This window comes from Pseudoalteromonas byunsanensis, from assembly GCF_001854475.1.
GTDB classification, from domain to species: Bacteria; Pseudomonadota; Gammaproteobacteria; order Enterobacterales; family Alteromonadaceae; genus Pseudoalteromonas; species Pseudoalteromonas byunsanensis.
Genome location: NZ_MNAN01000026.1, coordinates 495,457 through 513,056, shown reverse-complemented (window position 1 = coordinate 513,056; position 17,600 = coordinate 495,457). Strand labels below are relative to the sequence as shown.

The 17,600-nt window shown below is 43.3% G+C and carries 21 protein-coding genes; 17 read left to right on the top strand and 4 right to left on the bottom strand.

Annotation, left to right across the window (positions count from 1 at the left end; translation table 11 throughout):
• Positions 1 to 6: 6 nt before the first annotated feature.
• Entirely contained in the window at positions 7 to 204 is a 198-nt protein-coding gene (locus tag BIW53_RS21055; RefSeq protein WP_070990932.1) for a CBS domain-containing protein, read from the top strand.
• A gap of 137 nt (positions 205 to 341) precedes the next feature.
• Here BIW53_RS21055 and BIW53_RS05875 read toward each other — a convergent pair whose 3' ends face one another.
• The 4 genes from BIW53_RS05875 to ettA form a co-directional block, all read right to left on the bottom strand.
• Positions 342 to 1,262, bottom strand: a complete 921-nt coding sequence (locus BIW53_RS05875) for a M14 family metallopeptidase (RefSeq protein ID WP_070990931.1) — start codon at positions 1,260 to 1,262, stop codon at positions 342 to 344.
• Between the two features lie 59 nt (positions 1,263 to 1,321).
• A complete protein-coding gene (locus BIW53_RS05870) occupies positions 1,322 to 1,609 on the bottom strand; it encodes a hypothetical protein (RefSeq protein WP_139158785.1) in 288 nt (95 codons plus the stop codon).
• Between the two features lie 321 nt (positions 1,610 to 1,930).
• Entirely contained in the window at positions 1,931 to 2,296 is a 366-nt protein-coding gene (locus BIW53_RS05865) for a PilZ domain-containing protein (protein WP_070990929.1), read from the bottom strand.
• A gap of 99 nt (positions 2,297 to 2,395) precedes the next feature.
• Positions 2,396 to 4,060 carry an energy-dependent translational throttle protein EttA gene (gene ettA, locus BIW53_RS05860; protein ID WP_070990928.1) on the bottom strand — a complete coding sequence of 555 codons (1,665 nt, stop codon included), beginning with the start codon at positions 4,058 to 4,060 and terminating at the stop codon, positions 2,396 to 2,398.
• Positions 4,061 to 4,652: 592 nt separating this feature from the next.
• Here ettA and BIW53_RS05855 point away from each other — a divergent pair.
• From BIW53_RS05855 to BIW53_RS05780, 16 genes are all read left to right on the top strand, one after another.
• Positions 4,653 to 4,928, top strand: a complete 276-nt coding sequence (locus BIW53_RS05855; protein WP_070990927.1) for a helix-turn-helix domain-containing protein — start codon at positions 4,653 to 4,655, stop codon at positions 4,926 to 4,928.
• A complete protein-coding gene (locus BIW53_RS05850) occupies positions 4,906 to 5,277 on the top strand; it encodes a hypothetical protein (protein WP_070990926.1) in 372 nt (123 codons plus the stop codon). The genes BIW53_RS05855 and BIW53_RS05850 overlap by 23 nt, the downstream gene beginning before the upstream one ends.
• A 9-nt stretch (positions 5,278 to 5,286) precedes the next feature.
• Positions 5,287 to 5,703, top strand: a complete 417-nt coding sequence (locus BIW53_RS05845; RefSeq protein WP_070990925.1) for a glycoside hydrolase family protein — start codon at positions 5,287 to 5,289, stop codon at positions 5,701 to 5,703.
• On the top strand, positions 5,703 to 6,101 hold the full coding sequence (locus tag BIW53_RS05840) for a 3TM-type holin (RefSeq protein ID WP_175442093.1): 399 nt from the start codon (positions 5,703 to 5,705) through the stop codon (positions 6,099 to 6,101). Before BIW53_RS05845 ends, BIW53_RS05840 begins: the two co-directional genes overlap by 1 nt.
• Positions 6,098 to 6,346 (top strand): hypothetical protein, encoded by a 249-nt coding sequence (locus BIW53_RS05835; RefSeq protein WP_070990923.1) that lies wholly within the window; start codon positions 6,098 to 6,100, stop codon positions 6,344 to 6,346. The genes BIW53_RS05840 and BIW53_RS05835 overlap by 4 nt, the downstream gene beginning before the upstream one ends.
• 105 nt (positions 6,347 to 6,451) lie before the next feature.
• On the top strand, positions 6,452 to 7,276 hold the full coding sequence (locus BIW53_RS05830; RefSeq protein WP_070990922.1) for a baseplate assembly protein: 825 nt from the start codon (positions 6,452 to 6,454) through the stop codon (positions 7,274 to 7,276).
• A 9-nt stretch (positions 7,277 to 7,285) separates the two neighbouring features.
• A complete protein-coding gene (locus BIW53_RS05825) occupies positions 7,286 to 8,086 on the top strand; it encodes a phage tail protein I (RefSeq protein WP_070990921.1) in 801 nt (266 codons plus the stop codon).
• 129 nt (positions 8,087 to 8,215) lie between these two features.
• Positions 8,216 to 8,743 carry a phage tail-collar fiber domain-containing protein gene (locus BIW53_RS05820; protein WP_070990920.1) on the top strand — a complete coding sequence of 176 codons (528 nt, stop codon included), beginning with the start codon at positions 8,216 to 8,218 and terminating at the stop codon, positions 8,741 to 8,743.
• A gap of 13 nt (positions 8,744 to 8,756) precedes the next feature.
• Positions 8,757 to 9,542 carry a phage tail protein gene (locus BIW53_RS05815; protein ID WP_070990919.1) on the top strand — a complete coding sequence of 262 codons (786 nt, stop codon included), beginning with the start codon at positions 8,757 to 8,759 and terminating at the stop codon, positions 9,540 to 9,542.
• An 18-nt stretch (positions 9,543 to 9,560) separates the two neighbouring features.
• Positions 9,561 to 9,875, top strand: a complete 315-nt coding sequence (locus BIW53_RS05810; protein ID WP_070990918.1) for a hypothetical protein — start codon at positions 9,561 to 9,563, stop codon at positions 9,873 to 9,875.
• Between the two features lie 270 nt (positions 9,876 to 10,145).
• The gene (locus BIW53_RS05805; RefSeq protein WP_070990917.1) at positions 10,146 to 10,727 is read left to right on the top strand and encodes a hypothetical protein; all 582 of its coding nucleotides are present in this window, start codon (positions 10,146 to 10,148) and stop codon (positions 10,725 to 10,727) included.
• Between the two features lie 11 nt (positions 10,728 to 10,738).
• On the top strand, positions 10,739 to 11,113 hold the full coding sequence (locus tag BIW53_RS05800) for a hypothetical protein (protein WP_070990916.1): 375 nt from the start codon (positions 10,739 to 10,741) through the stop codon (positions 11,111 to 11,113).
• 514 nt (positions 11,114 to 11,627) lie between these two features.
• Positions 11,628 to 12,533 carry a baseplate assembly protein gene (locus BIW53_RS05795; RefSeq protein ID WP_070990915.1) on the top strand — a complete coding sequence of 302 codons (906 nt, stop codon included), beginning with the start codon at positions 11,628 to 11,630 and terminating at the stop codon, positions 12,531 to 12,533.
• Positions 12,530 to 13,066, top strand: coding sequence for a phage tail protein I (locus BIW53_RS05790; protein WP_070990914.1), 537 nt, complete (start codon positions 12,530 to 12,532; stop codon positions 13,064 to 13,066). The genes BIW53_RS05795 and BIW53_RS05790 overlap by 4 nt, the downstream gene beginning before the upstream one ends.
• Positions 13,067 to 13,084: 18 nt before the next feature.
• Entirely contained in the window at positions 13,085 to 16,204 is a 3,120-nt protein-coding gene (locus tag BIW53_RS05785) for a phage tail-collar fiber domain-containing protein (protein ID WP_070990913.1), read from the top strand.
• The gene (locus BIW53_RS05780) at positions 16,197 to 17,600 is read left to right on the top strand and encodes a hypothetical protein (protein ID WP_070990912.1); all 1,404 of its coding nucleotides are present in this window, start codon (positions 16,197 to 16,199) and stop codon (positions 17,598 to 17,600) included. The genes BIW53_RS05785 and BIW53_RS05780 overlap by 8 nt, the downstream gene beginning before the upstream one ends.

The following is a 17,600-nucleotide window of genomic DNA, read 5'->3' as shown; positions in this document are numbered from 1 at the left end:
ACGTTTTTGGAGGGGGTAGATTCTCGTGATTTGACGGGTAGAAAAGTGCTTAGCACGGTTCAAAAATGTAGCCAATTGAGAAGTGATCTGAGCGTTGAAGATGTGATGACAAGTAAAGCCGATTTACATGCGCTGCCATACAGCGCAATAGAAGGGGCAAAAATTGGTGATATCCTCCAAACATTCAAGGAAATAGGGCAGTAGCATGTGCTTTTATCAAAAGCTCACTCTTTTAAGGAAATTTTTGCCATTATTCAAGAATATGAGGAAATGTCGGCATGATTAGGTGTTATGAAAAATGGTGCAGCCGGTAGCCCAGTGCACCCGTTTATAAGAGTTTACTACTGTGCGTTGTGCTTTATTAGGTACTCTAGCGCGCCTTTTACGGCAGCAACTTGGCCGTCAATGCAGTTTTGTGCGCTTGCACAGAGCCCGTCAGGATACACCTCTGTAGTAGTCACATAAGGTGCATCAGTCATCCCCATACATAGGCCTAGCGCCGTGCCATCGTAATTAATTACGCCAAATTGCTCCAATGGAACCCCGATTAGTTTGCCTTCATTATCAGCTGGCGCAATTTGTGTGACTTTAGCTACATTGGTAATAATTGCTTCTTGAAAGTCAGGTTGCGGTTTTTGTGTATGCCCAACGAGGTAGAACCCATCTGGAATATTCCAGTTATGATTTTGTACACCGTCTCGTGCAGCTAGTGCTGGCCTGAATTCACTGTTGTCAGTGTCAGTAGTTTCATGCAAATCAACATGGCAGAGGATATTGTGGTTGTATGCTTGCATGAAGTCCATTGCAAAGCGAGACTCATTAGCTGGTGAGTTTTTATAGAATAAGCGGTTTGGGTCTATCGCATCGGGGTTCCAGCGGTTAATTGTTTCATAGCCCCACGGACTAATACACGGTAACACAATGATGTTGAAGTGTGTTTCATATTGCTGTGCGTCGTTTCGTGCGAAGGCTAAAGCACCATGTACGCCGCTGGTTTCATATCCATGTACGCCGCCTGTCACCAATATTGTGGGTTTATGCTCTTGCCAGTTTTTGGTTTTGATGGCGAATAATGGATATGTGTGATGACTATATTCCAAAACACCGTATTCGATGATAGAAAATGAATCTGATAATTGCTGGATTTGTGTAACAACGTCGTCTAAATAACTACGCTTTATTTGTTGCTGAGCGAGCCACTGTTGCTTATGCTGTGCTTGCCAAGGTTGATTAGCTTCACCGATAGGATAGGGTTTTGACATAAGAGCCTCAAATAAGAGAACAAAACCCAATCCTAAGTGGTTTGTTTAATCAGCGCAAACTACTGCGCTAGATAACCGAACTTTCTTAGCTTGTTTTCTTGAGTGCTTGAAAACTGCATCGTTAAGAAATGTACGCTACCGTCAGTGGTTGATACTTTGGTGATTTTGATGCCAAAGAGCTTTTGAACTCGAATATTAGTAATACCTTCCACAGGAATGTAAACACGGCGGCCAAGTGTTGATATATAGTACAATCCGTTGTTACACATACTTGCTTGACGCTTTCCAGAAAGTGTCATTACTAGGTTTAAGTTAATTGCACCAATAAGAATAAAAGATAAAAGCATCGCGCTCTTAAGAAGAGTGTCGTCGTGACCTTTAGTGACAAACAGTGAGATCGTTAGCAGACTCATCACTATAATAGCCACAGTTGCATAGAAGGTTACATTAATCTGTAGCCTAAGCTCTCTCATTGTTCTATTTACCATATTAATTTACTGAGTGGTTGTTATTAAGTTCGTTCAGGATAATGAAACAAAGTGAACGAAATATGGAGATAAGGGGATTTATCATCCTTTTTGCTGAGAAAATATGTTGCTGAAAATTTCAGTGCACTGAATTAGAGCATGATTAAGGGGAGTCGTGCTTGCCCATGGGCAGTAATGCGTTTATTCAGGAAGGTGTATCAATTGTGTTAGCTCTCTATGAAGTACATGTTCGTCTCCAACATTCAGCTGTATCAGGCGTTTGAGGTGTGTCACGCTGTCTAAGTCAATTTGAGTACAGTGCAACCCTAAATGATCATGCTCAACGTGTCTGATTTCTACTTCCATGGAAATAACGATATCACTGTCTGGCAAGCAAACTTTAATACTGGCTAGTTCATCTTTGAGAGGCACATAGCCTTTTGGCACAGTGACCAGTGCACCTTTAAGTGACAAATCAAGTAACTGACAATGATAGTCTCCACTTGCTGTCATTAATAATGCAGGTGTTGAAAATAGTACTCGTGTAAACTTTCTACGATCTTCCATTACAGCTCCACAGTTACATGTTTATGCTAAGCATAGTTGCATATTGTAACCAATACCAAATATAAAAAAGCCCTGAATCATCAGGGCTTAAAGATAAGGTTAGCCTATCTTTTTATATTTAATTCGCTTCGGTTCGGCGGCTTCAGCACCATAGGTCTTTTTCAGCCACTCTTCATATTCTGTGTAGTTGCCATCGAAGAAGTTAACTTGGCCTTCATCACGGTAGTCAAGAATATGCGTAGCAATACGGTCTAGGAACCAGCGGTCGTGGGAAATACACATCACGCAACCAGGGAATTCCAAAATGGCATTCTCTAAAGCACGCAGTGTTTCTACGTCAAGATCGTTTGTCGGTTCGTCTAGCAGAATAACGTTACCACCTGCTTTTAATAGTTTGGCAAGATGCAAACGGTTACGCTCACCACCTGATAGCTCTTTGACAAACTTTTGCTGGTCGTTACCTTTAAAGTTAAAACGTCCCACATACGCACGACTTGGTATCTCAAAGTTACCAATTTTTAGGATATCCTGACCATCAGCAATTTCTTGGAAAACAGTGTTATTCTCATCCATGTTTTCGCGGAATTGCTCAACAGTGGCCAGTTCAACGGTATCACCAATTACGATTTCGCCTGCTGTTGGCTGCTCTTGAGCGCTTAGCATTTTGAATAACGTTGACTTACCCGCTCCGTTGGCACCGATGATGCCCACAATTGCCCCCTTAGGCACAGTAAAGCTCAAATCATCAATGAGTACTCTATCTCCAAAGCGCTTGTTAAGGTGACTTACTTCAATTACTTTGTCACCTAGGCGTGGCCCAGGCGGAATGAACAGTTCATTGGTTTCATTACGCTTTTGGTAATCAGATTGCTGTAATTCGGTGAATTGAGCCATGCGCGCTTTAGATTTAGCTTGGCGACCTTTCGGATTTGAGCGAACCCATTCCAACTCTTTCTCAATTGACTTTTGGCGGGCTTTTTCTGACTTTTCTTCTTGCTTTAAACGAGCATCTTTTTGCTCAAGCCATGATGAATAGTTACCTTCCCATGGGATCCCGTGACCGCGGTCAAGTTCTAATATCCAACCAGCAACATTGTCAAGGAAGTAACGGTCGTGGGTAATCGCAACAACAGTGCCTTCATAGTCATGTAAGAAACGTTCAAGCCAAGCCACTGATTCAGCATCTAAGTGGTTGGTTGGCTCATCGAGTAGCAACATATCTGGTTTTTCTAGCAATAGACGACAAATTGCAACACGACGACGCTCACCCCCTGATAAATGCTCGATTTTAGCATCCCATTCAGGCAAACGAAGAGCATCAGCTGCACGTTCAAGTACATTGTCAATGTTGTGACCATCATGAGCTTGAATAATGGCTTCTAATTGACCCTGTTCTTTGGCCAATGCATCAAAGTCAGCATCTTCCATTGCATATTCAGCATACACTTCATCTAATCGTGCCAGCGCATTTTTTACTTCACTAACTGCTTCTTCAACGGTTTCACGTACGGTTTTGCTTTCGTCTAATACGGGTTCTTGAGGTAAGTAACCTATTTTAGTACCTGGCTGTGGGCGTGCTTCACCTTCAAATTCTTTGTCTATACCAGCCATGATGCGTAGCAGGGTAGATTTACCCGCACCGTTTAAGCCAAGAACACCGATTTTAGCGCCTGGGAAAAAGCATAATGAAATGTCTTTTAAGATGGTTCTTTTAGGTGGCACAACTTTGCTCACCCTTGACATTGTATAAATATATTGAGCCATGAGGTTCCAATTATTTGATTGTATAGTTTGGCGTTATTTTAGTGAATGCAAAGCGTTGGAGCAATGTTTTAGCTCAATTACTCTGGCAAAGATATCTGAAAGTTTGCGCGAATCTAAGTCACATCATTATTTTACAAATGTGTATGAGTTGTGTGTTCTAGTGTAAGACATCCAAGAGTGGGCTTATAAATTATAACTTAATAATAATAGGTCATATTTGACCTGTTTCAGGGGCAATAAAACGGTAAGATTAGCCTACATTGAGAACAGTTGTTTAGACAAATTGTAAATAAATACCAAATAGAGCAAAACCTAACCCAGACGAAAATAGCAGCAATTTATATTGATCAAACGTTGCGACTCATTTTCATATTTTTATGCTCCAAGGATTTGCTAGATGGCCAATCGTAAAGTCTGTTTAGTGGGCACTAAGGGAGCGTGTCTACATTAGAAGCAGTCTCTACTGAACTTTGGCTACCGCTCAATTGTACAGTCTCGCTGTCCTTACTCTATTTGATTGTTAGATTCCTAGCAATTGCGCGTAACCAGCGGTGATTTAGTTAATTAAGAAATTAAAGGGAACAGTACAGTAATGAATCAATCACCTTCTAAGCCAGCAAGAATCTTCACAACTAAGAGAACCCCTCGAGGTGGAGAGATCTTGCGCTTTGCTCGTCAAATGCGTGGGTATACTCAGGCGGAATCTGCTGCGAGCTATGGTATTGAAGAGCGAACATTAAGACGCTGGGAAAATCGTGAGTTTGACCCCAAATGGAACGACGTTATCAGCCTAGTTGAAGACGTGTATTTACTGGATATTTTAGAAGTGATAGGAAAAATTAACCATGACGACACACATAACAATTAAACAAGTTCGTAGTGCTTTGAAACGTTGGGGTAAATTTTGGCAATCCAGAGAATATGGAAAAGGCTTTAAGCGTAGCTCGATTAGTGATTCATCGGGCCGACCAACGGGCGGTGTTATGGGTGCTGATGCAATGTCAGTGCCTCAGGAAATTGAGTTAATTACCCAACTAATAGCTGCACTAAGGCCAGAGTGCATACGTGCAATTCGGGCACGTTATTTAATGTCTGGCACTTTGGCTGAGGCCGCAAAGTTAGTTGGCTTTGACTCAAAACGTTCAGCAGAGTTTTGGTTAGTCAAAGCTGAGCGCAGTTTGTTGGTCGAATTCTCGACCAACCTTAATAGTGAATAAGGGGTAACTATGTCGCTGATGATCACGGTCGAACAGATCAAAAAGCACGAAGGGTACAAGCAGTACCCTTATTATTGTACAGGAGGAAAACTGACTATCGGGTATGGTCGAAATCTTGATGATAACGGGGTCGGCGAGGAAGAAGCCGAGCAGTTATTAGCGCATGACGTACAAGAAGCCAGAGCGGGTGTTAAGCGCCGCATTGATGTTAGCAAGTGTAATGAAGCGCGTTTAGCTGTATTGATTAACATGGCATTTAACTTGGGGTTAAGTGGATTGATGGGCTTTAAGAAAATGCTCGCATATGTTGAACAGGGCAATTACGAGCAAGCTGCATTGGAGATGCTTAACAGTCGTTGGGCAAATCAAGTACCAAATAGAGCTAACGAACTTGCCAAGCAAATGTTGACAGGGGAGTGGCAATAATGGGGTTATTGGCAACACTATTTGGCAATACGACACAGGATCCTATTCAGACTGTCGGAAATATCCTTGATGAGCTGTTTACTAGCGAAGAAGAAGTGCTTAAACAAGACTTACTGAAAGCGCGATTAGTCGCTAAATCGGCTCAGGTACAAGCTAAAATTAACGCACTTAGTGCATCGCACAGAAGTGTTTTTGTCGCTGGAGCAAGGCCTTTTTTGCTATGGGTTTGTGGCTTGGGCTTTTTATTTTCATTCGTAATTAATCCAATACTGCAATGGCTTTGGCCAGATGTTGGTGCACCACAACTACCTTTAGAGGTGATGCTTGAGTTGACTTTAGGGATGTTAGGCCTGGCAGGGTTAAGAACTGTTGAAAAAGTGAAGGGAGTTGCCAAGTGAGTCAACCAGAACATTGGCAAATGAAAAAGGAGCTCAATTTAGCCCATATTATTACTACGGTAACATTGCTGGTATCAGGAATTCTTTATCTGGGAGACTTAGATAAGCGTATTACCACTAATACGCAAGAACTGACCCACTTAAAGCAGATCCGCAATGAAGACCAAAAACGAATAGAAAAGCGATTAGATTCAATAGATAAAAAACTTGATACTTTGCTCGGCAGCAACCTGCGAAAAGACTAAGTATCTACTTGGTGTTCCACCACTAAACATCATCCCGTAACTATTCTCTCATTTGTGTGCAAAATCAAGCACACGGCACCGAGTTTTCCATTTAAGGAGTAATCTGTGAACAATGCAATTGAGCTATCACGCTTGGCGGTGCCAGATGTGATTGAAAGCTTAGAATTTGAAACCATTTATCAGCAAATGCAAAGCGCGCTATTAGAGGCAATGCCTACGTACTCACAGCTTGAGTCTGACCCAGCTACCAAGCTGCTAGAAATTGCCGCGACCAGAGAACTACTGTTGCGCCAGCGCATCAATGATGCGGCACGTTCAGTAATGGTTGCTTATGCAAAAGGCAAAGACCTAGATCATTTGGGTGTGCTTTTTGGCGTGCAACGTTCTGAAAATGAAAGTGATGAGCGCTATCGCGCACGCATCCCACTTTCACTAGAAAGCCACAGCATGGCAGGTACTATGGGAGCATATGAATACCAAACCATGGCAGCAACGCAAGATGTAAAAGATGTTTACGTCTATTCGAGTCAACCGGGGGTCGTGGATGTCAAGGTGCTTCCTCAGCAAGGTACTGATCCCATCGAAGTGATCAGTCAAGTTCGAACTCATTTAAACGATGAAGATATTAGGCCACTTACAGATTTGGTTCGCGTGCATCAAGTGGTGCCAAAAAAATATCAGGTTAAAGCCCAAGTTTACCTCAATGAAATCGCCGATAGAGCGAAGGTAGACGAACAAATTAATAGCAAGTTAAAGACCTTTATCGCTGAGCATTACAAATTGGGGCAAGAAGTGCCGCAATCAGGGATCATTGATATGTTACATCAAGCAGGTGTACGCAAAGTGAAATTAATAACACCCGTCGATGACATAAGCTGCTTGATTGACCAAGCAGCCATAGCAGATTCAATTAGTATTGAATATTTGTAGGAGTGACTGATGTCAAAAACACAAGCGGTTGATGAGTTTAAGTCATTACTTGCGCCAAACGCCAGCAAGTTTGAGCAAGCACATGAGCGCGCAAGCCACTTTAGTACTAGCAAGTCAATTCCTGAGTATGTAGCAAATCATTGGCACCCAGCAACCTGTCCAGAGTCGTTGCTACCTTGGCTCGCATGGAGTCTATCAGTAGATGAATGGGATGAACAATGGCCAATAGAGGCAAAACGAACGCTTATTCAAAACTCGGTGGCCATTCACAAGCATAAAGGAACAGTGGGAGCTGTAAAGCGCGCTTTAGCATCACTGGGTGTGGTGATGGAGTTTTTCGAGTGGTTTGAGGATGTTGATGATGCTGTACTGGTACCAATACATAGTAAAGAGCCAAATACATTCACTTTTATTGCGTGGGCCAATGAAAGTGCGTACACCAGCCAGAGCGTCACGCTTTCCAAGCAGTTGTATGATGACATTTATCGCGTGACCAATCATACCAAGCCACAGCGTGCCCACTTTGATTTTTTAGTCGGCATAAAGATGAACAGCGCTTTAGCGGTTGCATCAACCAGTAGCGCCTTGCAAGTAGGTCGATTTAACTACGATACCGTACCAGTAAAAGCCGCGCCCAGTGAAATAACAGCTGGTTTAACGGTGGTGAGTCAAAGGCGTTTTGGTGTAAACCGACAACATGGTTACACGCAGGCAGTTGAAGGCAGGCTCTGTGCTGGGCTGCAAGCGCTTGTACATCTAAATAACCGACGCATGAGCGTTGGGCGCTTTTATTTACATCCAACTAAGTAGTTACCACTTGGCAGCAGACATTTGGTTTACTCACACACATCGCCTAGCGGCACTCAAATTCAGGTGTAATTGACCACAGGTCATGCCGTGTAACTGCTTTTATTTCTATCGTAAAAAGGAGTAAGTGCAGTGAGCACAATCTTACGGCCAACCATAACCACCGCAGGATTAGAGGCGGTGTTTAATTCAGATAAAAATGGTTTTCAAGCCAAAATTAACAAAATCGGTTTAGGGACGGGTAACTATACCCCTGATCAAAGCCGCAGTGCGTTGCAATCAGAGGTGCATCGTATTTCCGTTGCCAGCGGTGAAGACAAAGGCACCGCGCAAATTCATATGAGTGTGATTGACGACAGCAGTCACAATTTTTGGGTGAACGAAGTCGGTTTCTATCTGGAAGACGGCACTTTATTTGCGGTTTATTCAAACCCAGACAAACCCATCGCATATAAATCAGCCGAAGTGGACTTGCTGCTGGCGTTTGACTTGGTGTTAACCGGGGTGCCTGCTGATTCAGTCACCGTGATTGACCAAGGCGTCAACCTCAACATTCTGATAGCCCCTGAGCTTGCCAAGTTAGGCGCAGCGCAAATCGGTAACATGGTCCGCCACCTCAAGCAAAAGTTTGCTCTGATGGATGCGGGAATTTTCAAATAACAGGACTTTTAACATGGCATTAGAACAAGATATCGCAAAACTCGTCGACCGTGCAGACGAGCTCACAAACATGGTTGATAGCAAAGCAACCGTAATCGATAACAAAATGGTTGAACTGGATAACCGCGTTAAAGCAAAAGAAGCGCAGGTAGATCAGTTCATTCAGGACGCAACCCCAGAAAGTCGCTATGTACAAACCATCACCATAGGCGGTTCAAAGGATTATTTATATCCAGTATGGTGGAAATTTCCTGATAACAGTTTTGGTACCGGAAAATTAACCATTCACAGAAACTACGCTTGGAACGGCGGTGTAAGTGAGCGGCCGCTTAATTCGACATCTGCTCACCAAGCAGCCTTGCTATTGGAACTAGAAGGTAATGCATCAGCATGGAGTGGTGACGCTAATTATATGAATATCAAGCGTTTTCATGAGAGGTACAATAACACCGTGAGTCACGTTGATTACCGTCTACAGTGTTATGCAGAAAAAATGGATCCAGCGAAAAGCTTTTATGGGGGCGGCGAAGATGGCAGTTTGGGCCCATGGCACTGTACACGAAGTGGCCTGTATCTGCGTGGTGGCGGTTTAACCTATCGCATTACTAAAAATTGGCAAGGTGATGTGGATTTCCACGATGGTAGTGATATGGAGCGCCGCGATACTTATTCAAGTGCGCAAGGTGACTGGACAGTACGATGGTTTGTAAAGCCAATAGAGTTTGCAGCACGTAAAGCACCAATCGCCAATACTATTCCATACGTAAACCATCCATACACACCGCCAGTGACTGAATAATCAAGAGAAGGAAAGATCATGTTATTAAATAAATTAACCGTGGCAGGTAATGAGTTAGTAAATGTGCCAGCGGACGAAAAAACGTTGCTAGATTTAGGGATATCAAAAACAGACATTCCTGCACTACTTGCACAAGCAAAACAAGCACAGCTTGAAGCACAGTGTCAACATGCCAGAACCTACGCATATCAGTGTGAGTCTGATGGTTTAGCATTTGACTACTTAGCTGCGCAAGCAGAGTTTGGCAAAGACAGTGCAGAAGCAGAAGCGGCAAAAACAGCTTGGCTTGCAGCACGTAGTGCCATTAAAGCACGCTATCCAAAACCTGAATAAATCATTTCAAACCACATAAAACCTGCTTTATAGCGCAATACCCATCGTATGAGACTCTGAAGATACCCTGAAATAATCCTGATATAAATTCAGGGTGACGTTATTCAGGATGGCCTATTTTGGGCGGCGAGGCGTGCTCAATGTGCGCCTTTCGTCATCCTGACGCAGGTCAGGACCTCTTATACGAATGTCACAGCGCTTTATAGCTGGTTTTTTTATTTTAAAACCTGCCAATTTCGCAGTATGGCAAACCATTAGTTGGAGAACAAAATGGCTTTAGAACAAGATATTGCCAAATTAATTGAGGCCTCGAATGACCTCACCACAGTTGTAGATAATAAAATCGTTGATATAGATGCGAAAGTTGCAAGTAAGAGTGCGGAAGTAGACTCTTTAATTGCGAGTACTAACAATAAAGTTGATAGTAAATTAAACCAACTTTCGGTAATTGGAGATGGTGGCTACGGCTCCCGTGCAATTAATGTTGCAAACTTCTTTACCAATGATACAGGGGCAACACACTTACATTTTAAGCTTCCGTTTAAGGCTGATGCGGACCATGCAATGTTTCACTTGCACATTAAAGGTTATGCATACGGCGAAGGAAAGGCTGTTGATGCGACTATGGTCGGCTATTGCTACAAAGCTGTAGAGAATGTCATCAATGTTGATGTTGTTGGTACACATGCTCCTCACGTATACAAAGGCGCTGACGGATATATTTATGGCCGCTTAAGCTTTTCTAATCAGTATTACTTGACCATTTCTGTCGATACGATGCGTGTCGGCAATGGTCGTTTGTATAAACATGGTGATATAGAAATCATTCGCTCAGAACTAGAAACTTTATAAGGAGTATGAAGATGGAAACAAATGTCGCAGGGTTAGTTTCACAGCAACAACAAGCAGCTATTTTAGAAAAACAACAAAAGCAATTTGTTCGAGGCAACATCAACCAACAGGTTGCAGACAATGCCTCATTACTTGGTACCACCTCAGATACCACGCATATTTTACTCAATGAGCTTAGTGGCTTTATAAACAAGCTAAGCCAAGCACAAAGTCTTGCAGAAATGCGTGCCTCTACTGAGTCGTTAAAGGCAGCGATTGGCAATATTGAACAGCAAATGACAGATGGCACTCTTGAGTTCCCTTATCAAGTGAAAGGTCAGGCACAGGTAATGAGCGAAATTTGTGCACGTGCGCAAGGTGTAAGCCAAATCTTAAAACAAAGCTAATATCACATTGCTAGCAAAATGTGAGGCGGCAGTCTCCTATTTTACTTTATGTAAATGCATACAACCATTAGTGAATATGGCTGGGTTAGACTCAGCCTTTGTTTACTGAGAATCAAAGCATCACTTGACCTTACGTATTAAGATTTCAATATAAGAGCTTGGTGAATACATCCAATCAAATATGATTGCACGATATACAACAAGGCTACCAACGATAAATGGCCTTCTGTGATGGTTATTTTCTTATCCAATATAAAACGGTCAAAGTTGACCGTTTTCATTTCTAAATACTTGCTACTATTTCGCTAAATTGAAAAAGTAATCTTTCCCGTACTAAGAGGGCATGAGGTTATCACCTTATGCCCATTTTTTTGTTCTGGTTTGGTGGCCATACGGCTTCACTTTGTATCGATCTCTGTGCCCCATACTCACCAGAACACGAAAGAACCATCGCGCCATATTTGTTTGCGCTTCGCTTTTTGTTATCCATTATATCCGTTACCTAAGAAGACCCATGTCAAAATCTCAACTTATTGATTTATCTAAATTACCACCACCTGATGTGTTGGAAAAAGTAGATTATGAGCAGCTACTGAGCACACTCAAACAAGACCTAATTGCGCGTAGCCCTGACTTGGCAGAAGTGCTGTCTTTGGAATCAGAACCGTTGACGCAATTGCTCAATAGCTACGCTTATCAAGCCATGCTATTGCGCGCGCGAGTCAATGATGCGGCTAAATCTACCATGCTCAGCAGTGCCACTGGCAGTGATCTGGAACATATTGCCAGCCGTTATCAGGTTGCGCGCTTAGAGGGCGAAAGCGATCAACGTTTGCGTGAGCGGGTGCAATTGGCATTTCATAGTCTTAATACGGCAGGTACAGAAAAAAGTTATATCTATCATACGCTCACGGCAGACCCGAGAGTGAAGGATGTGCGTGTTAATAGCCCTTCACCATGCCATATTGTACTGACGATTTTGAGTAATGAATCAGCTGACGGCCAGCCCTCTACTGAGCTCATAAATAAGCTGGAATACACCTTTGGCTTAAAACAGGGCGATCAAAGTTCGGTGTCTGAAATACTTGAAGCGCAAAAAGTACGCCCTATTGGCGACCGCGTAGAAATTGTACCCACGAAGGTTAAGGTGTTTGACTTACAAGCGCATGTAAAATTGGAGTTAGGCCCAGGACACGCACAGGTAAAGCAACAAGTGATTGATAAAGTCACTGATTACCTAGCCGAACGTAGTGGCTTGGGTAAACATATTAAGCGTTCTGCACTTTTTGCCATGTTACACCAAGCTGGTGTAGAAGAAGTTGAGTTGGTTTCACCGCAAGACAATATTATCGTTGCTGATGACGAAGTCGCTTGGTGCCAAAACGGTTTAGATAACCTCACCTTTGAGGTGCTGATATGAGTGGACTTCTGCGAGGTAGCGAACTGCAAAGTACTTTGCAACAAGTCTCAAATCAGTTACTGACGTCGCTCAACAATGGGGTAGAGGATATTGCAACGTTATGGACGCCACAGACTTGTCCGGAGCCATTATTACCTTGGCTTGCATGGAGTCAGAGCGTTCAAGAGTGGGATGAGCAGTGGTCATTAGATTTAAAGCGTCAGGTGGTCGCCAACAGCTTTGATCAGCATCGTCACTTAGGGACTCGCTATGCAATCACCAAAGCACTGCAACCATTTAACTTAGGGGCACAGATCACCGAGTGGTTTGAGCATAGCCCGATGCGTGAGGCTGGAACATTTCATGTTGATGTGTACGTCTCTAATCAAGGTATTGATTTACCCTTAATCCAAGAAACCCGCAGAAGAATAGACAGCGTTAAACGCAAGTCGGTCGATTACAGCATACAAATGCATTTGCAGGGGAATTTGGGGGTTGCTACTACAGGAGTGTTTTGCTCCTCAACCATGACCACGATTTTTCCACTTTCTTAATCTTACAAGTAGTTATATATGTCAAATACACAATATTGGACCAAGCTAACCGCTGCTGGTCGTGAAAAAGTGCTGGCCGCCATTGCCAATAAACAATCTATTCATCTGAGCGAGTTTGCGGTAGGACAGGGTAGTATTTCTGAACATGACACAGACCTACGCCAGCCTGTTTACCGCAGCGACGTTAATTATCTAAAACAATTGCCAGAGCAACCTTTGGTGGAAGTTGTGGGAGTTGTGCCTGCCAGTGAAGGTGGCTTTTATGTTCGTGAAGCCGCATTTTACACCGATGACGGTAAAGCCTTTGCCATCATTAAATATCCTGAAACTTACAAACCTGCCTCAGCGGACAATGCTGCCGCAGAACTTGGGATTAAAGCCGTTATTGATGTTATTGACGGTCAGGTTCTTAGTGAGAAAATCGATCCGTCGATGATCTATGCCACCAAGGAGTGGGTGAGCGAGCAAATTTTCACCCGCGCGATTATGCCGCTGGAGGCGCGCACACACTCAAAAAACATTGCTGTGAACTTGTCTAGTCAGGTGCAAACAAAACCATTCAGACGAAGCGTAATCGCGTTGTGCGAATTGAAGGTTACGAAATGGGGCTGGGACTCATGGACGCATTGCAGGCTCTCATTTCATAGAGTTAATAACATCATCAGCCCTGTGATTGCAGATGTGGCGGTTGGCTATGTGTACAACTCAGATAGAATGAGGGGGTTCATAAAAACAATCGGGCATAAAAACGCCGCAAAATTGTGCACGTTTATGTATAACGGCAAAAAATATGGTGGTGTTGAGTTCCATTTTTCAGCGCCAGAGCACAATTATGTCACATGCAATGGAGTTGGGACGTTTACACCGTTTGGCCTCGACTATTTTGATATAAAGGACAATATCGCGCTCAATAGTGAAGTTGCGGATTCACTCGATTTTGATAGCTCAATCATTTTTGAAAATGCCATGGCGCTAAACGGCAGTAACATACTGACTGATAAGCGACTTTGCGAAGATGATGATGTGCTCACAGGGGAAAGTGCGGACTTAGTTGTTACACCGAAAGCTGCAGCAGCGGGAGACAATAAAGTACGCCAAGAGATGGTAATGCATGGCCTTGGCAACAGGGTGAGTCATCAGTCAGACTACTTTATGACGCGTTCTTTTGATTTAGTCATGAACAACAACACTCCGCGTGAGTTTCCAGATTTGCCGCCTGATGCATCGGATATTTTAGTTTTTTGCACGACTCAAAACACATTGACGCAGACTAATTTAGTTGCCAGATTCCACAAAGAAGATGGTGAGTGGAATTCGAGCGTTATTTACTCATACGGAATAGCGTCAAATCGGCCAAATGTTTCTGTTATCAATGGCAAGCCGCATTTCACTACTGCTCACAGCTCTGATTACGTTTACAGTCTCTATTGTCAGATAGCAACTCAAAAAAGTGGCCGTGCAAAACCCTTTGATTTTTATGAAAATGCATACACCACATACAACAAACCTGCACCGACTGAAATAGGCGCATTAGCTGAAAATACAGACATCACCATCACTAAAAACAATCCATGGCTGACATTGGATAGCCCCAATACTGGGAGTTATATCAACGAACAAGTCGCAGGTATCTCCTTGGGTGAGTCAGGTCGAGTTTATGGAGGCGCATCACTTCATCTTAGCTATATCGGCAATGGTTACTCCTATATTGGCATGGGCAGCATGGGGGAGGACAACATACCCGATAACTGGACGATGCAAATGCATTACCAAAATAGCTGGGTGCGTTTTAGAAGTTCAATTCACATACAAGACTCTGAAACTAAAATAGGTAAAGGGACGAGTAACTCATTAAGGCTTCAAACTAATTATGGTTTTGTAGATATTGGCGCACAAAACTACAGTTATTGTCATTATAAAACGGACAGATCAGCTCATTGGTTTAACAAAAATATTCTTGTCAGTGGCGAGATATATGCGGGGCCCTCTAACGACCAGCGCGTTTATCATACAAGCAATAAACCCACCCCAAGCGAAATAGGCGCATTAGCTGAAAATACAGACATCACTATCACTAAAAACAACCCTTGGCTGACATTGGATAGCACCAATGTTGGGAGTGATAACAGTGAACAAGCCGCAGGTATCTCCTTGGGTGAGTCGGCTCGCATTTATGGAGATGCATCACTTCATCTTAGCTATATCGGTAATGGCTACTCCTATATCGGCATGGGTAACTTGGGGGAGGACAACATACCCGATAACTGGGCCATGAAAATGCATTACCAAAGAACTTGGGTGCAATTTCGCAGTAGCATTTATTTGCAAAACTCAAGAACTCAGCTCGCAAAAGGAAGCAACGACTCGGTCAAAATTCAAACTAATTCTGGTGCGCTTCACATTGGTTCGCAAAACCCTGATTTCTGTCATTATGACACGGATAGGCCGAGCCACTGGTTTAATGCCAGTATAAAGGTTAGAGGGGAGCTATACGCAGGTGCCAACTACAATCAACGCGTTTACCACACAGGCAACAAGCCCAGTGCGGCAGAGGTAACGGGCGGGACATTCGCAGGCGATGTATTTGCAACGCTTGGGCGTAGCTGGAACTGTAAACTGGCTGATACGCCAAATGCTATTGGCGTTCGTGTTTGGAGTAATACAGGAGCGCAGCTAGTAGGCGGCTTAGGCGTGTACAGCCCTAATGGTAATGGAGCTGGCTCATACGCGTATATGGGAACTGGAGAATACCCATATAACAGCGGCATTAAAGTCAGCGATAGCGGGTTTTCATATAAAAATCAAACTGTTTACCACAGTGGGAACATCTCACAGCACTCAGAAAAGCGAACGGTTATCTCTAACGGGGTATTGGATGCTAATGGTAAACATTACATAACAGCCAGCAATACCTTCTATTTACCCTCAGTGACGAACTTAACGCAAGGAACCGCAGTGGTGGTGTCAAAAGCGATGGCCGCGCAGCCCACCATTCGAGTACATGGTGAAGCAAGTGAAACTATTAAGATGATTAAAAAAGGTCAGATGATAGAAAACGATTCGGTGCAATTTGATACGCATTGTACCTTAACTTTTATTCTCAACAGCGAAAAACAATGGGAACTACAATATGTCTGAAGCAACAGCGGTAAGCGCTTTACCCAACGCATTAGGGATGCCAGTCGGTACAATAGTTGAATACAGTAAAAATCATTTAATGCCAGACAACGTTTTACCCATGGATGGGCGAGTGGTGAAACGCGCCAATTATCCTGAATTATCGAAGTTGATCCCCAGAACGTTGGCATATGGCAGTTATACCTTTAACAATTTGAACAACAGCAATATTGTTCAGCCCAACAATACGGTGCCTACAAAAGGCAATGAAGGACTGCTCCGGTTTGCGTCAAGTACAATTCACACTGATGCAGGTATAGATTATTTTACCAGTGTTGATGGGGTTAATTATCAACCGCATGGGTTCCCTGATCGCGAACCAGAGCCGGTGTTAACTCTCTCTCGGACACGGTGTGCGAGTGATGAACAGCAAACATTTGTAGCGTTAGGTACCACAGAACCTGGTGGCTATGGTGTTAGGGTGTCTAAAGATCATGGTCGGAGCTGGCAATTTATATCTTTGCAGCATTTTACCGACTTGCCCCAGAGTAAATACAGCGAGACATCTTCAATCTTCAGAGGCTATATGCAGCGGATGCAAATTTTGTACGCTGGAAGCGCTTTTTATATTGTGTTTCCTAACCCTGCTACAAAGACTCTGCAAAGTGTGACGACCAACCTTCTCAAATCTGAAGATGGACTTAGTTGGCAGATGATTGGAGGCCGTGGCGCCGCTGGGGTATCTCCGTTTCCCGAAGAGGAAGAGCTAAGTGCTATTCCTGGCATGTCACTTTGTGCTAACAGCACGCATTTATTTATTGTTCATAGGCGACAACGTGAAATCGTTTACTATCGAACGTGTGAATTGAGCACAAATACGTTAGTCGACAGAGGGCATTTTAGTTTATTTGATGCATATACGGGCTCTGTATCAAACAGTTATTTAGATACTACCGCGGTTGTTACAGACAGTGCGTTTTGTATGACCTACCTATCTACAAAAACAAATAATTCAAACTCCCATGGTCAGGTGTTGGCGGCGATGCGCTTAGTCAATGATAATGGTCCCAAGGTCGACAGCAGCAGGGTTAATGGCTATCCGGTGAACCATATATTATCAAGCATTTCCTCCGAACTGACGGTTGACAATGGTGGTGTTTACGCACAAGGCGCAAGATTTACCGAACTATTTTTACAACCACAAGTTGCAGGTATTAGTTACCCTAATACCAATTTAAAAGTGCCCATATTGAGCTCTGCGACTTTGGTGTTTGACAATCCACTTTTTGAGGGTGATGTGTTACATACAGCAAATGGTTTTGCAGAACTAACGGTTGACCCAAACACAGAGATGGTATTAGAGAACATGCCAAGCCCAAATGGTTCGTATCTCAAATACGGCATTATAGCGGAGTAA